The sequence below is a fragment of the Sphingopyxis italica genome, assembly GCF_011926545.1.
Classification (GTDB): Bacteria; Pseudomonadota; Alphaproteobacteria; order Sphingomonadales; family Sphingomonadaceae; genus Sphingopyxis; species Sphingopyxis italica.
Genome location: NZ_JAATIT010000001.1, coordinates 268,836 through 283,343 on the forward strand (window position 1 = coordinate 268,836; position 14,508 = coordinate 283,343).

14 protein-coding genes are annotated in these 14,508 nt (G+C 66.1%); 4 read left to right on the plus strand and 10 right to left on the minus strand.

Annotation, left to right across the window (positions count from 1 at the left end; translation table 11 throughout):
- Position 1: 1 nt before the first annotated feature.
- The 6 genes from GGR90_RS01140 to rpsB form a co-directional block, all read right to left on the minus strand.
- Entirely contained in the window at positions 2-679 is a 678-nt protein-coding gene (locus GGR90_RS01140) for a phosphatidate cytidylyltransferase (RefSeq protein ID WP_167918680.1), read from the minus strand.
- A gap of 4 nt (positions 680-683) precedes the next feature.
- Positions 684-1,370, minus strand: a complete 687-nt coding sequence (gene uppS, locus GGR90_RS01145) for a polyprenyl diphosphate synthase (protein WP_167918682.1) — start codon at positions 1,368-1,370, stop codon at positions 684-686.
- Between the two features lie 123 nt (positions 1,371-1,493).
- Complete coding sequence (gene frr, locus GGR90_RS01150) at positions 1,494-2,048, minus strand: ribosome recycling factor (RefSeq protein WP_167918684.1); 555 nt, start codon at positions 2,046-2,048, stop codon at positions 1,494-1,496.
- Between the two features lie 23 nt (positions 2,049-2,071).
- Complete coding sequence (gene pyrH / locus GGR90_RS01155) at positions 2,072-2,797, minus strand: UMP kinase (protein ID WP_167918686.1); 726 nt, start codon at positions 2,795-2,797, stop codon at positions 2,072-2,074.
- A gap of 116 nt (positions 2,798-2,913) precedes the next feature.
- Positions 2,914-3,840 (minus strand): translation elongation factor Ts, encoded by a 927-nt coding sequence (tsf, locus tag GGR90_RS01160; RefSeq protein WP_167918688.1) that lies wholly within the window; start codon positions 3,838-3,840, stop codon positions 2,914-2,916.
- A gap of 132 nt (positions 3,841-3,972) precedes the next feature.
- Complete coding sequence (gene rpsB, locus GGR90_RS01165; RefSeq protein WP_167918690.1) at positions 3,973-4,896, minus strand: 30S ribosomal protein S2; 924 nt, start codon at positions 4,894-4,896, stop codon at positions 3,973-3,975.
- A gap of 311 nt (positions 4,897-5,207) precedes the next feature.
- Here rpsB and GGR90_RS01170 point away from each other — a divergent pair, with 311 nt between their 5' ends.
- Positions 5,208-5,468 carry a hypothetical protein gene (locus GGR90_RS01170; RefSeq protein ID WP_167918692.1) on the plus strand — a complete coding sequence of 87 codons (261 nt, stop codon included), beginning with the start codon at positions 5,208-5,210 and terminating at the stop codon, positions 5,466-5,468.
- Here the strand turns inward: GGR90_RS01170 and GGR90_RS01175 are convergent.
- Together GGR90_RS01175 and GGR90_RS01180 are read right to left on the minus strand one after the other, a co-directional pair.
- The gene (locus GGR90_RS01175; RefSeq protein ID WP_167918698.1) at positions 5,452-6,225 is read right to left on the minus strand and encodes a CDP-alcohol phosphatidyltransferase family protein; all 774 of its coding nucleotides are present in this window, start codon (positions 6,223-6,225) and stop codon (positions 5,452-5,454) included. The genes GGR90_RS01170 and GGR90_RS01175 overlap by 17 nt on opposite strands.
- A gap of 2 nt (positions 6,226-6,227) precedes the next feature.
- Positions 6,228-6,965: a phosphatidylserine decarboxylase gene (locus tag GGR90_RS01180; protein ID WP_167918700.1), complete on the minus strand. Its 738-nt coding sequence runs from the start codon at positions 6,963-6,965 to the stop codon at positions 6,228-6,230.
- 162 nt (positions 6,966-7,127) lie between these two features.
- Here GGR90_RS01180 and GGR90_RS01185 point away from each other — a divergent pair, with 162 nt between their 5' ends.
- Positions 7,128-8,342 (plus strand): NADP-dependent isocitrate dehydrogenase, encoded by a 1,215-nt coding sequence (locus GGR90_RS01185; protein WP_167918702.1) that lies wholly within the window; start codon positions 7,128-7,130, stop codon positions 8,340-8,342.
- A gap of 66 nt (positions 8,343-8,408) precedes the next feature.
- Positions 8,409-10,193, plus strand: coding sequence for a cation:proton antiporter domain-containing protein (locus tag GGR90_RS01190; RefSeq protein ID WP_167918704.1), 1,785 nt, complete (start codon positions 8,409-8,411; stop codon positions 10,191-10,193).
- On the opposite strand, the gene GGR90_RS01195 is transcribed toward GGR90_RS01190, so the two are convergent.
- Complete coding sequence (locus GGR90_RS01195) at positions 10,190-13,123, minus strand: M16 family metallopeptidase (RefSeq protein ID WP_167918706.1); 2,934 nt, start codon at positions 13,121-13,123, stop codon at positions 10,190-10,192. The genes GGR90_RS01190 and GGR90_RS01195 overlap by 4 nt on opposite strands.
- An 84-nt stretch (positions 13,124-13,207) precedes the next feature.
- On the opposite strand from GGR90_RS01195, the gene GGR90_RS01200 reads away from it, so the two are divergent.
- Positions 13,208-14,068, plus strand: a complete 861-nt coding sequence (locus tag GGR90_RS01200) for a carbon-nitrogen hydrolase family protein (protein ID WP_167918708.1) — start codon at positions 13,208-13,210, stop codon at positions 14,066-14,068.
- Positions 14,069-14,180: 112 nt separating this feature from the next.
- Here GGR90_RS01200 and GGR90_RS01205 read toward each other — a convergent pair whose 3' ends face one another.
- Complete coding sequence (locus tag GGR90_RS01205) at positions 14,181-14,408, minus strand: hypothetical protein (RefSeq protein ID WP_167918710.1); 228 nt, start codon at positions 14,406-14,408, stop codon at positions 14,181-14,183.
- Positions 14,409-14,508 lie beyond the last annotated feature (100 nt).

Genomic DNA, 14,508 nt, shown 5'->3' on the forward strand with positions numbered 1-14,508 from the left:
GTCAGCCCGCCGCCCGCACGGCGATCTGCCCCGCGAACGCGAGCGCGCCGAGCAGCAGCGCCACCGGCAGGACGCCGTCGACGCGGTCGAACAGCCCGCCATGCCCCGGAATGAGCTTGCCCGAATCCTTGACCCCGGCGCGGCGTTTCATCCAGCTTTGCGCGAGGTCACCGAGTTGCGCGAGCAGGCCCATGAACAGGCCGATCCACAGCGGCACGCCGATGATGCCCGCGCGATCGCCGATCGTCGCGCTGGCGATCAGCGCCGCGACCATGCCGCCGATCAGCCCCGACCAGGTTTTCGACGGGCTGATCGTCGGCGCGAGGCGCGCGCCGCCAAAGGCGCGGCCGGCGAAATAGGCGCCGATGTCGGTGGCCCAGACCATGCCGAAGACCCACAGCGCCGCGGTCATGCCGAGATGATCGCGGACGAACCACAGCCCCGCCATCGCGCCGAACACGAGGATCGGGCCGAGGATATGGAGCGCGATCTTGGCGCCGCCGCCGAGCGTCATCGCCTTCACGAGCTGGAACCATTCGACGAGGACGAGCGCCCCGCCGACGAGCAGGAACAGACCGAAGGCGATGCCGCCGAACCACAGCGCGGTCCCCGCGATCGCGAACAGGATGAGCGCCGAGGCGATCCGCACCCAGACGTCCGATTTCGTCGCTGCCGCCATGCCCTTAAAGTCCCCCGTAACGGCGATCGCGGCGCGCGAAATGGTCAAGCGCCGCTTTCAGATCGGCCGGCTTGAAGTCCGGCCACAAAATGTCGGTGAAATACAGCTCGGCATAAGCCGACTGCCACAGCAGGAAGTTCGACAGCCGCACCTCGCCCGAGGTGCGGATGAGCAGGTCGAGCGGCGGCATGTCGGCGGTGTCGAGATGCGCCTCGATCGCCGCCTCGCTGATCTCTCCGGCTTCGGCCGCAGCCTTTGCCGCGCGGACCAGCTCGTCCTGCGCGCCATAGTTGAGCGCGACCGCGAGCGTCGTGCGCTTGTTGCCCGCGGTGCGTTCGAGCGCATTCTCGATCAGCGCGACGACGTCGGGCGCGAGCGCGCGCCAGTTGCCGATCACCTTCAGCTTCACGTCGTTCGCGGCGAATTCGTCGAGGTCGGACAGGATGAAGCGCTTCATCAGCCCCATCAGGTCGCTGACCTCTTCCTCGGGCCGCTTCCAGTTTTCGGAACTGAAGGCATAGAGCGTCATCGCCTCGATACCGAGATCGCCCGCCGCGCGCACGATCGTGCGCACCGCCTCGACCCCGGCCTTGTGGCCGGCGACGCGCGGCAGCAGGCGCTTCTTGGCCCAGCGGCCGTTGCCGTCCATGATGATGGCGACATGGCGTGCGCCGTGATCAGTTGCCGGCATAGAAAAACCTCAAATCCCGTTCGCATCGAGCGAAGTCGAGATGCCCATCGGCGTAGCGTAAGGTCGACGGGTGTCTCGACTTCGCTCGACACGAACGGGTCGAGAGGACGGAATCACTCTTCACTAGCCCAGGATTTCCTTTTCCTTGGCGGTCGCCGCGGCGTCGAGTTCGGCGATCGTCGCGTCGGTCAGCTTCTGCACCTCGGTCTCGTGGCGCTTGCGCTCGTCCTCGCTGATTTCCTTCTTGTTCTCGTCGGCCTTCAGATTGTCCATGCCGTCGCGGCGAACATTGCGTACCGCGACGCGCGCCTTTTCAGCGTACTGGCCGGCGAGCTTCGACAGCTCCTTGCGGCGTTCCTGCGTCATTTCGGGGATCGGCAGGCGCAGCATCTGGCCGTCGACGATCGGGTTGAGCCCCAGCCCCGCCGAGCGGATCGCCTTGTCGACGGGGCCGACGTTCGACTTGTCCCACACCTGCACCGACAGCATACGCGGTTCGGGCGCGCTGACCGAGGCGACCTGGTTCAGCGGCATATGGCTGCCATAAACCTCGACCGTCACCGGATCGAGCAGCGCGGTGTGCGCGCGGCCGGTACGCAGGCCCGCGAGGTCGCTCTTGAGCGATTCGACCGCGCCGTGCATGCGGCGCTCGAGATCGGCCTTATCATATTTCGCCATCTGTCTTTCCTCTCTTGATTCTGTCAGCCCGCGGCATCGCCGACGACGGTCGAAACGCCCTCGCCCGCCAGCACGCGCGCCAGATTGCCGGGCTCGCGGATGTTGAACACGACGATCGGGATATGATTGTCACGGCAGAGCGCCACCGCGCTCGCATCCATTACCTTCAGATTGTCGGCGAGCACGCGGTCGTAGCTGAGCGTGTCATAACGCACCGCGCTCGGATCCTTCTTGGGGTCGGCGTTATAGACGCCGTCGACGCTGGTACCCTTGAGCAGCGCGTCGCACTTCATCTCGGCGGCACGCAGCGCGGCGCCGCTGTCGGTGGTAAAGTAAGGCGCGCCGACGCCGGCGGCGAAGATCACGACGCGGCCCTTTTCCATGTGGCGTTCGGCGCGGCGGCGGATGACGGGTTCGCACACCTTGTCCATCTCGATCGCCGACTGGACGCGCGTTTCGACCCCGAGCTGCTCAAGCGCGTTCTGCATCGCGAGCGCGTTCATCACGGTGGCGAGCATGCCCATATAGTCGGCCTGCGCGCGGTCCATGCCCTTGGCGGCACCCGCCATGCCGCGGAAGATATTGCCGCCGCCGATGACGAGGCAGATTTCGAGCCCGCGATCCTTGGCTTCCTTGACCTCGGCCGCCATGCTCGCGACGGTTTCGGGGTCGATGCCGAACGGGCTGGAACCCATCAACGCCTCGCCCGACAATTTCAGCAAGATGCGTTTCATGCCGGGCAGAGCCATGATCGGAGGAACCTTATGTAATCGATGAATAAGCGAATGGCGCGCACCCTAGAGCGGGCACGCGCCATTGCCAAGCGGACTGCGGCGCGAGAGGCGCAGCAATCGCGCGTTTCTTTTTAGACGCCGGCGACCGCCGCGACTTCCGCCGCGAAATCGCTTTCTTCCTTCTCGATGCCTTCGCCGAGCTGGAAGCGGACGAAGCCCTTGAGCGTGATCGTCGCGCCGACATCCTTGCCGGCGGCGGCGACGACTTCGGCGACCGGGGTCTTGCCGTCCATCACGAAGAGCTGCGACAGCAGCGCGTTTTCCTTGCGATACTTGGCGATCGCGCCGTCGACCATCTTGCCGACGATTTCGGCGGGCTTGCCCGACTGGGCGGCCTTTTCCTCGGCGATCGCGCGTTCGCGCGCGACGAGGTCGGCGTCGAGATCGTCGCCGTTCAGCGCGAGCGGGTTCGCGGCGGCGACGTGCATCGCAAGCTGCTTGCCGAGCGGTTCGAGAACGTCGGCGCCGGCGGTCGATTCGAGCGCGACGAGCACGCCGATCTTGCCCATGCCGGGCGCGGCGGCGTTGTGGACATAACCCGTGACGACGCCCGAGTTCACCGAGACGATGACGCTGCGGCGCAGCGACTGGTTTTCACCGATCGTCGCGATGTTGCTCGTCAGCTTCTCGGCGACGGTGCCGCCGCTCGGATAAGTTGCAGCGGCTAGCGCTTCGATGTCCGAGATGCCGCCGGTCAGCGCGACCTGCGTCACGTCGCGGACGAAGCCCTGGAACTGCTCGTTCTTGCCGACGAAGTCGGTTTCGCTGTTCACTTCGACCATCGCGCCACGATTGCCGTCGGTGGCGACGCCCACGAGACCTTCGGCGGCGACGCGCCCGGCCTTCTTGGCGGCGGCGGCGAGACCCTTGGTGCGCAGCCAGTCGATCGACGCTTCGATGTCACCGTTGTTTTCGGCGAGCGCCTTTTTACAATCCATCATGCCTGCGCCCGTGCGGTCGCGCAGTTCCTTGACGAGAGCGGCCGTAATTTCAGCCATGGAATATTCCTTTCAAAAGGGCGAGCCCATCCGGCCCGCGAGACGCCCGCGCGCATGGCGGGGCGATAAGTCAAAGGGATGACAGGGACGGCGCGAACCCTCGCGGCGCCGTCCCGTCATGCCCGCAGGCGATCAGGCGTCGCTCTGGCGTTCGGTTTCGGCAGCCGCTTCGGGCGGGACCTGTTCATCTTCGGTCACCGGAGCAGCGTCGACAGCCGGAGCGGCTTCGACGGCCGGAGCGGCTTCGACGGCCGGGGCAGCTTCGACGGCCGGGGCTTCTTCAGCAACCGGAGCGGCGGCTTCTTCGGTCAGTGCCGCTTCGGCAACGGGCTCGACAGCCGCGCCAAGGTCTTCGCCGCGGTTCGCGCGGGCCTGCTGGCCGCCACGCGTCGCGGCCTGGGCCACCGCATCGCAGTAAAGGCGGATGGCGCGCGCGGCGTCATCGTTCGCCGGAACCGGGAAAGCGATGCCATCGGGCGAGACGTTCGAATCGAGGATCGCGACGACGGGAATGCCAAGGACGTTGGCTTCCTTGATCGCCAACTCTTCCTTGTTCGCGTCGATCACGAACATCACGTCGGGAATGCCGCCCATGTCGCGGATGCCGCCAAGCGACATTTCGAGCTTGTCGCGCTCGCGCGTCTTGTTGAGCACTTCCTTCTTGGTGAGGCCCGAGGTGTCGCCCGAGAGCTGTTCTTCGAGCGTCTTGAGGCGCTTGATCGAACCCGAGATCGTCTTCCAGTTGGTGAGCATGCCGCCCAGCCAGCGGTGGTTGACGAAGTGCTGACCCGAAGCGCGCGCGGCGTCGGCGATCGGACCCTGCGCCTGGCGCTTGGTGCCGACGAACAGGACCTTGCCACCGGCGGCCGACGAGGACGCGATGAAGTCGAGGGCGCGCGCGAAGAGCGGCACGGTCTGCGACAGGTCGAGAATGTGGATGCCGTTGCGCGCGCCGAAGATATACGGCTTCATGCGCGGGTTCCAACGGTGGGTCTGGTGGCCGAAGTGGGCGCCAGCTTCGATAAGATTCTGCATCGTGACGACAGGTGCCGCCATAGTCTTTCTCCTTCCGGTTGGTCCTCTGGAAAGCAAGAACCGAAGGCCCGCAAGCGGACGATCCGGCACCGGTTTATGTGCGCCTTCCATGTGGAATGGGCGGGCCGTTAGCCGCCTTGGCCGCCAAAAGCAAGGGGCGTCCGCACCTTTCGCGCTCGGCCGAGCGTGCGCGCCAGCCTCCACTCGACGACAAAGCAACTCCGTTCGTCGCAAAAGCGTTGAGAACAAAACGAGAACATGGAATGGAACGGCCATGAAATCGTCGCTGGTCGACGAGGGGTTTCGCATAAGAAAACCGAAAGGACAAGGTCATGGTTCAGGTCGCTGCCGCTCTCCTCTTCGCCCTCGCCGCCGGACTCGGCGTCACGATGATCCTGGTCATGCTCCGGAATAATGAAGACGCGATTCTGTCGGCCCTGCTGGGCGAAGGCGCGTTCCCGGCCGACGCCGCGCCGCAATCCGGCCCCGCACCGCAGAAGGTGACGCTGCGCCGCTCGCCGGCACGCCGCGAAGCCCCGCGCCCGATCCGCGCCGCGGCCCGAATGCAGCCGGCAATCAGCCGCGCCGCCTGACCTTCGCATAGCTCGCCATCCCGAAGGGCAGCGTCGCGGCATAGAGTGCGCAGACCGCGAGCAGGGTCAGCCAGGGCGCGGTAACGAGCGCAGCGCCGAGGAGGCCGACCCCCGCCAAAGCGAACAGGCGCCACGAACGGCGCAACCGGATCGACGACCAGCTGTAGGTGGGGATCGCCGAAATCATCAGCATCGCAATGCCCAGCGCCCACGGCATCACGACATACCATTCGCGAAACAGATCATTGTCTGTCGCCAGCCACAGATAGACGGGCACGAACGACATACCCGCCCCCGCCGGTGCGGGAATGCCGGTGTTGAAGCCCGCCGACTTGTGCGGCTGAAACTCGGCATCCATGCGCGAATTGAAACGCGCGAGACGAAGCGCGCAGCACACCGCCAGCGCGAGAGCGGCGGTCCATCCGAATTTCGGCGCTTCGGCGAGCGACCAGAAGAAGAGGATCATCGCCGGCGCGACGCCAAAGGCGATTACGTCGGAGAGCGAATCGAGTTCGGCGCCGAACCTGCTTTGCGCGCGGAGCAGCCGCGCGATCCGCCCGTCCATCCCGTCGAGCACCCCGGCGACGATGATCATCGTTATCGCCGCCGCCCAGTCGCCATCGATCGCGAACCGGACCCCGGTCAATCCCGAACAGAGCGCCAGTAGCGTGATCGCGTTCGGCGCAAAGGCGCGCAGCGGAATTCCGCCGATGCGGCGATGCTCGGCGTCGATCGAAGCCGGGGCTTCCTCCGCCATGCTTATTGCCCGACGCCTTCGATCGTCTCGGCGGTGCCGATCCGCGCGATGACGGTCTCGCCCGCCAGCGTGCGCTGGCCGAGCAGCACCTGCGGCGCGGTGCCCGCGGGCAGATAGACATCGACGCGGCTGCCGAAACGAATGAGGCCGACGCGCTGACCGGTCACGAGTTCATTACCCATCGACACGAAGGGCATGATGCGCCGCGCGACGAGGCCCGCGATCTGGGTGAAGCCGACGCGCACACCGTCGGCGCGCTCGACGACGAAATGCTGGCGCTCATTTTCCTCGCTCGCCTTGTCGAGATCGGCGTTGACGAACTTGCCGGGGATATAGACGAGCTTGCGCAAAATGCCCGCGACGGGGGTGCGGTTGATGTGGACGTCGAAGACGCTCATAAAGATCGATACGCGCAGCATCGGCGTGGCGCCGAGCCCGTCGGGACCCGCGATTTCGGGCGGCGGCGGAACCTCGGCTATCTGGGTGATCAGCCCATCGGCGGGCGCGACGATCAGGTCGCCGCTCGCCGGGGTGATGCGCACCGGGTCGCGGAAGAAGGCACCGACCCAGATTGTCACGCCGAGCATCAGCCAGCCGAACAGGCTCCAGATGGGGAGTAACCACAGGCAGAGGGTGATGATGCCCGAGATCAGCAGGAATTTCCGGCCTTCGGGATGAACCGAGGGCCATTGCCATTTGATGCCGCCGCCGGGCCGGTTCGATGAGATGATTATGGACATGACCATTCTTCTAGGGTGCGGCTTCTACACTGACAATGGATAAGGCGGCCCGATCGTTGCCGCCCCGGACCATCCGCGACGCACGACGGGCGGTTGATCAATCGCGCCGCTTTGCCTAAGGCCCGCTGCAACTCCGACTCCCCTAGGAAAAAGGCTGAAAGCATGGGCAAGATCAAGGTAGCCAACCCGGTCGTCGAACTCGACGGCGACGAAATGACCCGGATCATCTGGCAGTGGATCCGTGAGCGGCTGATCCTTCCCTATCTCGACGTCGACCTTCACTATTACGACCTTGGTATCGAGGAGCGCGACCGCACGGACGACAAGATCACCGTCGATGCCGCGAACGCGATCAAGAAATATGGCGTCGGCGTGAAATGCGCGACGATCACCCCCGACGAAGCGCGCGTCGAGGAATTCGGCCTCAAGAAGATGTGGAAGTCGCCCAATGGCACGATCCGCAATATTCTGGGCGGCGTCGTCTTCCGCGAACCGATCGTGATGAAGAATGTCCCGCGCCTCGTCCCCGGCTGGACCGACCCGATCGTCGTCGGCCGTCACGCGTTCGGCGACCAGTATAAGGCGACCGACTTCCGCGTCCCCGGCCCCGGCAAGCTGCGCCTGGTCTTCGAAGGCGAAGACGGCACGCTGATCGACGAGGAAGTGTTCCAGTTCCCGTCGGCCGGCGTCGCGATGGGCATGTACAATCTCGACGATTCGATCCGCGACTTCGCTCGCGCCAGCCTGAACTATGGCCTCGCGCGCGAATGGCCGGTGTATCTGTCGACCAAGAACACGATCCTGAAGGCCTATGACGGCCGCTTCAAGGATCTGTTCGAAGAAGTGTTCCAGGCCGAATTCAAGGCGAAGTTCGACGCGGTCGGCATCGTCTACGAACACCGCCTGATCGACGACATGGTCGCCTCGGCGCTCAAATGGTCGGGCAAGTTCGTCTGGGCCTGCAAAAATTACGATGGCGACGTCCAGTCGGACACGGTCGCGCAGGGCTTCGGCTCGCTGGGCCTGATGACCAGCGTGCTGATGACCCCCGACGGCCAGACGGTGGAATCCGAAGCCGCGCACGGCACGGTCACCCGCCACTATCGCATGCACCAGCAGGGCAAGGCGACCTCGACCAACCCGATCGCCTCGATCTTCGCCTGGACCGGCGGCCTCAAGCATCGCGGCAAGCTCGACGACAATGCCGCGCTGATCAAGTTCGCCGACGACCTCGAAAAAATCTGCGTCGCGACGGTCGAAAGCGGCAAGATGACGAAGGATCTCGCGCTCCTCATCGGTCCCGACCAGAACTGGTTGACGACCGAAGGCTTCTTCGAGGCGATCGTCGAAAACCTCGACAAGAAGATGGGTAGCTGAAAACAACCAAAAAGGTTGGGTTAGACATCTAGCCAATCGGGGCCGGCCTGCATAAGGTCGGCCCTTATGGTATCCGAAACAGAAACCTCCGCCATCGGCAACGCGCTGGTGGTGCTCGGCGCGGCGGGCATTGTGATCCCCGCCTTCGCGCGCTTCCGCCTCCCGCCCGTGATCGGCTTCATCCTCGTCGGGCTGCTCGTCGGCCCGTCGGGGCTCGGCGCGCTCGCCGCCGATTATCCGTGGCTGAAGCATGTCACGATCGCCTCGACCGAGGACATCGCGCTCTTTGGCGAGCTCGGGATCATCCTGCTGCTCTTCTCGATCGGGCTCGAGCTGTCGTTCCGCCGCCTCTGGCAACTCCGCAACCTCGTATTCGGGATCGGCGCGGCGGAGCTTTTCATCGCGGGCGCGATCTTCGGCACCGTCCTCTTGTTCCTCGGCAATCTTTCGACCCCCGCCGCCTATGGTCTCGGAATCGCGCTCGCGCTGTCGTCGACGGCGCTGGTGCTGCCGATCGCCGGCACCAAGTCCGCCGTCGGCCGCGCTTCTTTTTCGATGCTGTTGTTCGAGGATCTCGCGCTCGTCCCGATCATCTTCGTTCTCGCCGCCCTGTCGCCTGCGGCCTCGGGCGACAGCGCCGAGCTGCTGCTCACGACATTGTGGCAGGGCGGGCTCGTCGTCGCCGCTCTGGCGATCGGCGGCTGGTTCCTGCTGCCAAAGATCTTCGCACAGGCGGCGCGGGCGAAAGACCCCGAACTCTTCCTCGCGGCCAGCCTGCTCGTCGTTATCGTCGCGGCACTGGCGACGGCGGCGGCCGGCCTCTCGCCGATCGTCGGCGCGCTGCTCGCGGGGCTGATGATCGCCGAGACCGAATATCATGGCGAGGTCGAGGCGATCACCGCGCCGTTCAAGGGACTCGCGCTCGGGGTGTTCCTGATCAGCGTCGGCATGGGGCTCAACCTCAAGACGATCGCCGAACAATGGCCCGCACTCGCCGTCGCGGTCGTCGGCGTCGTGCTCGTCAAGGCGTCCGTCACCGCCGCGCTGCTGCGCTTTTCGGGCGCGGCGCGGCGCGGAACGGCGGCCGAGGTCGGCCTGTTGATGGCGAGCCCGTCGGAGACGACGCTGATCGTGCTGACAGCCGCGCTGCAGGCGCAGCTCATCAGCCGCGCCACCGCCGAATTCTGGCAGCTCGTCACCGCGATCGGGCTGACGATCACGCCGTTGCTCGCGCGGATCGGCCATGACATCGCACGGCGGATCGAGATGGGCAGCGACGATGAAGAAGCGGAAGAGACGGCGCTACGGCGCACCGTCGTCGTCGGCTTTGGCCGCGTCGGGCGCGTCGTCGCCGAACTGCTGCGCGAGCACGACCGGCCCTATATCGCGGTCGATGCCGACATCGACACGGTGGCGGCGGCGCGGCGCGACGGCTTCCTCGTCCGCTACGCCGACGTCGGCCGGCCCGGCAGCCTCAGCAAGCTGGGGATAGAGAATGCCGATGCGGTCGTTCTGACGATGGACGATCCGGTCCAGCAATTGCGCATGACGCGGCGGCTGCGCGGCAAATATCCCGACCTGCCGATCATTTCGCGCGCGCGGAGCGCCGAGCACGCGGGCGCGCTGTATCAGGCGGGGGCCAGCGACGCGGTTCCGGAGACGCTCGAAAGCTCGCTGCAACTTGCCGAAGCGGTGCTGATCGACCTCGGTGTCGCGATGGGACCGGTGATCGCGTCGATCCACGACGTCCGCGCCAAGATGCGCCACGACATTATGACGAAGGGCCAGCTCGACCACGAGCCGCGAATCAGGCGGACGCGCCGGCACGCGCCCGACGGCGAAGCCGCCTAGCGCCCTCCGATCGCCGCCGCCGGCGAACCGTCCAGCGCCGACGCATCAGCCAGCGTCATCCCCTTGGGCAGGATCGCCAGCGACCATTGCCGCTCGGGCGTAAGATACTGCCGCGCGAGCCGCTGCACATCGGCGGCGGTGACGGCTGAAATATCGTCCTGGATCGACAGCGCGGCGGCGGCGACGCGCGGATCGCGCGTCGCGCCTTCGAGCAGGAACATCCAATAGACATTGCCCGTCGAGGCGCGCGCGACCTGTTCGCGGATCGGCCCCGCGTTCCGCGCGAGTTCGTCGGCGCTGACCGGTTTGGTCACCAGATCGGCGGCGATCTCCTTCGCGATCGAATAGAAACGGTCGAGGTCCTTGGGCGCGAGCAGGCTGCCGACGAGCAGATAGCCGCCGCTGTCGAACCCGGTCGGCCAATGGCTGTCGACGACGGGGCCATAGCTGGCGCCCTGTTCGGCGCGCAGCCGGTCGAACAGCCGGTCGTTGAAGATCGCCGCGAGGATTTCGAGCCCGCGCGCATCGCGCGGGCTGGCAAGGCCGCCGCCGGTGGGCCATGCCGTCATCGCCGCGGCCTGTCCCTGCTCGCCGCGGTGATAGGCGATGTCGGGTTCGGTCACATGCTTGGCGAAGGCGACCTGCCGGCCGCTCGGCGGCGCGAGGACCTTGCGCGGCGGCAGCGCGCCGAGCGTTTCGGCGAGGATCTTCTTATAATCGACCGTTTCGAGGTCGCCGAAAATCTGCACCTCGATCGGTCCGCTCGCGAGGCGCGGTTCCCAAAAGGCGCGGAAGGCGGCCGGGGTCAGCGCCTCGATCTGCGCCTTGTCGGGCGCCGCCCAGCGCGCGTCATTGTCGGTGAGCCAGCCGCGCAGATTGCGATCGAGCACCGCATTCGGCGTCGCGTCGTTGAGGTCATATCCGGTGAGATAGCCGATGCGCAGCCGCTCGACCGGCGCCGGGTCCCAGCGGGGAACCGCGAGCTTGCCCGCGATCAGCCGCATCTGGTCGGCGAGGTCGGCGGGCCGGCTTTCGGCCGACAGTTCGAACGCATCGTCGTCGATCGCGAAATTCATCTGGATCTGGCGCCCGTTGGTCAGCTTGTCGATCTCGTTCTGGCCCCAGGGCCCGATCCCGCTCGCAACCAGCGCATAGTCGCCGGTCCACAGAAGATTGGGTGCGTCGGCGGAGACGCTGCGGTTGCCCGTGCCGAAGCGCACATTGACGCGAACCTTGCCCGGTTCGACCTTGTTGTTCGAAACCAGCGCGGTCACGCCGTTGGCGAATTCGATCCGCTCGGCGCGCAGGCCGAGGATGGGGTTGGTCGAGGTGATCGTCCCCGGCGGGCCAAACGCGGGCAGCTCCTTGAAATCGGCCTTCACCGCCGCCAGCCGGTCGTCGCGCGCGGTCACCGGCGCCTTCAGCGCGGCGAGCACCGCGGCATTGCCGCCCGCCGTCGTCGGCGTCGTCAGCACGACGCGCGTGACCGGCGCGGCGAAGATCGCCTTGCTGATGTCGAGCATCACCTGCGGCGTCGCCGAGGCGCGGATCGCCTTGAACATGTCGACCTGCCCCTGCGGGCTCGTCACCACCTCGCCGATGTCGACCGCGCGCACCATGTCGTCGGCAAGTCGCGCGCCGGGTTCGTTGCGGGCGTTCTCCAGCTCCTTCAACAGAAACGCCTCGATCTCGTTCATCTCGCGGTCGATGTCGGCCTGCGACGGCGGCGTCTTGACGGCGTCGGCGATCACCCCGCGGACATCGGCGAGTGCCGCCTTCCAGTCGCTCAAGGGAACGATCGACGCCATCGTCACATCGGCGCTGCGGCTGACATATTGCTGCTCGACCGTCGCGACCAGATAGCTGCCCCCGGCGCGCGCGCTGTTTTCGAGGCGGCGGTTGACGAGCGCCTGGGCGAGATATTCGAGATAGAGCCGCCGCGTGTTTGCGACCGTGTCGATGCGCTTCTTCCACGGCCGCACCATCGCGAGCGTGATCGCGAGCGGCTGGCTGGCCTCGACGATCTCGAGCGCGGCGGGCTGCTTCGGGTCGGGCTTGCCGAAATCGGGCGTGGCGGGGTTCGGGCCATCCACCTGCCAATCACCGTAATATTTGGCGATCAGCCGGGCGAATTCGGCCGGGTCGCCGTCGCCGGAGATGACGACCACCGCCCGGTCGGGGCGATACCAGCGATCGTGAAAGGCGCCGACCGAGGTTGCGCTCGCCTTGCCGAGCGATGCCGTCGTGCCGATCGGCGAGCGGTCGCCGAGCAGCTGGCCCGCGAAAAGATGCGCGTTGGTCGCATCGGCGATCCGCTTTTGCGGACCGTTGGATTCGCGCAGTTCGGCCATCACGACGCCGCGTTCGGCGGCAACCGCAAGTTCGGAGATGCGCGGCGCGCGGATCATGCCCGACAGCAATTTCATGCCTTCGTCGAGATTGGCCGGCGTGACGCTGGGCAGGTCGAGTTGATAGACCGTCTGCGTCGGCGTCGTCTGCGCGTTCGAATCGCTGCCGAAAGTCACGCCGAACCGCTGCCAGATGCGCTTCGCTTCGCCGTCGGGGATATGCTCCGATCCGCGGAAGGTCAGATGTTCGAGCAAATGCGCATAGCCGCGCTCTTCCTCGGTTTCGAACATCGAGCCGACGTCCATGCGCACGCGGATCGACACCTGCCCCGGCGGCACGCCATTGTTGCGCACGGCATAGCGCACGCCGTTGGGGAGCACGCCGAACTGCCACGCGGTGTCGCGCGGAATATCGCTGCCGGCATAGAGCCAGTCGGCGTTCTTCGCCTGGCTCCGCGCCGTCGCGGCCGAGCCCCCGTCCTGCGCGCTTGCGACAAGCGGCGACAGAAGCAGCGCGGCGACACCGGACAGGAAAAACGAACGGGCGAAACGAAGGGGTCGCCGTGGGGGAGAGTAGGACATTGGCCCATCTTATCGCTTCCAAACCTTGCTGGCCACTGAACTGTCATGCTTGCCGCGGGCGCGGGACACGCTTAGCCAGACAGCATGAACGCTTCCCCGCCCGCTCCGCTCGCCGCACTGATCCAGATGACGAGCGGCATCGATCCCGCCGCGAATCTGGCGACGATCGATCGCGCGCTGGCCGAGGCCGCGGCGCAGGGCGCGGCCGTGGCGTTCCTTCCCGAAATGTCGCTGCTGCTCGATCGCGACCGCGCGCGCTCGGGCGGGCATATCGCCCGCGAAGCCGACAGCCCCTGGCCTTCCGCCCTCCAGGCGATGGCGCAAAAACACAGGATATGGCTGCATTCGGGATCAATGCCCTTGCTCGCCGACGATGGCGAGCGGCGCGTCAACCGTAGCCATGTCATCGCCGCCGACGGCGACATCCGCGCGCGCTACGACAAGATCCACATGTTCGACGTTAGCCTGCCGTCGGGGGAGAACTGGCGGGAATCGGCGACCTATGTCGGCGGGGACGCGCTGGCGGTCGTCGAAACGCCGCTCGGCCGAATGGGCCTCAGCATCTGTTATGATCTCCGATTTCCCGAACTTTATCGGGCGCTCGCCGATCGCGGCGCGGCGGTCATCGCGATTCCAGCCGCTTTCACCGTATCGACCGGCGAAGCGCACTGGCATGTGCTGATGCGCGCGCGGGCGATCGAAACCCAGTGCCATGTGTTGGCGGCAGCGCAGTGCGGCACGCATGGCGACGGCCGGCAGACCTTTGGCCATAGCCTCGCGATCGATCCGTGGGGAGCGATCCTTGCCGATGCGGAAGGCGAGGAGGCGATGGCCGGAAAGGGCTATAGGATGGCGCTGGCCCTCGTCGATCCGGCGGCGGTCGAGCGAGCCCGTCAGGCGATCCCGTTGGAGCGATCCCGCGCCGCGCGAAACATCATGCCCTGATCGAAGGGTCGCGCAGCTTCACCCGTGACCATCGATATTCGAAACTCCCAAACGCACAAAAGGCCCCGAGCGATGCTCGGAGCCTTTTGGTATTGGTATCGATCAGCCGATATTACGGGCTGGTCGGTTCGTCGCTGTCGTTGTCCGACGCGATGATGATGCCGCCAACGACGGCAACGAGAGCGAGGACAGCGATGATCCAGCTCGTGCTGCCTTCGAGTTCGCTCTGGCCGTCAACAGCCGAAGCTGCGCGAGCCGCGGGGGCTGCCGATGCGGCGACCGGAGCCGCGAGCATCGAGGTCGCTGCGAGAGAGATCGCAGCCTTCTTAAGCAGGTTCATCTTATTCTCCGTCCACTGGATTACTTTTGTCGAATCACACCAGGGGAACCTCCCCCGGTCTGCTTCTGCAGCGCCTTCTTAGGCATGGCCTTCAGCAATT

Bases quoted from the DNA above. Each gene is read 5' to 3' on its own strand.
- GGR90_RS01140 (WP_167918680.1), bottom strand. From the start codon at position 679: ATGGCGGCAGCGACGAAATCGGACGTCTGGGTGCGGATCGCCTCGGCG.
- uppS (WP_167918682.1), bottom strand. From the start codon at position 1,370: ATGCCGGCAACTGATCACGGCGCACGCCATGTCGCCATCATCATGGAC.
- frr (WP_167918684.1), bottom strand. From the start codon at position 2,048: ATGGCGAAATATGATAAGGCCGATCTCGAGCGCCGCATGCACGGCGCG.
- pyrH (WP_167918686.1), bottom strand. From the start codon at position 2,797: ATGGCTCTGCCCGGCATGAAACGCATCTTGCTGAAATTGTCGGGCGAG.
- tsf (WP_167918688.1), bottom strand. From the start codon at position 3,840: ATGGCTGAAATTACGGCCGCTCTCGTCAAGGAACTGCGCGACCGCACG.
- rpsB (WP_167918690.1), bottom strand. From the start codon at position 4,896: ATGGCGGCACCTGTCGTCACGATGCAGAATCTTATCGAAGCTGGCGCC.
- GGR90_RS01170 (WP_167918692.1), top strand. From the start codon at position 5,208: ATGGTTCAGGTCGCTGCCGCTCTCCTCTTCGCCCTCGCCGCCGGACTC.
- GGR90_RS01175 (WP_167918698.1), bottom strand. From the start codon at position 6,225: ATGGCGGAGGAAGCCCCGGCTTCGATCGACGCCGAGCATCGCCGCATC.
- GGR90_RS01180 (WP_167918700.1), bottom strand. From the start codon at position 6,965: ATGTCCATAATCATCTCATCGAACCGGCCCGGCGGCGGCATCAAATGG.
- GGR90_RS01185 (WP_167918702.1), top strand. From the start codon at position 7,128: ATGGGCAAGATCAAGGTAGCCAACCCGGTCGTCGAACTCGACGGCGAC.
- GGR90_RS01190 (WP_167918704.1), top strand. From the start codon at position 8,409: ATGGTATCCGAAACAGAAACCTCCGCCATCGGCAACGCGCTGGTGGTG.
- GGR90_RS01195 (WP_167918706.1), bottom strand. From the start codon at position 13,123: ATGTCCTACTCTCCCCCACGGCGACCCCTTCGTTTCGCCCGTTCGTTT.
- GGR90_RS01200 (WP_167918708.1), top strand. From the start codon at position 13,208: ATGAACGCTTCCCCGCCCGCTCCGCTCGCCGCACTGATCCAGATGACG.
- GGR90_RS01205 (WP_167918710.1), bottom strand. From the start codon at position 14,408: ATGAACCTGCTTAAGAAGGCTGCGATCTCTCTCGCAGCGACCTCGATG.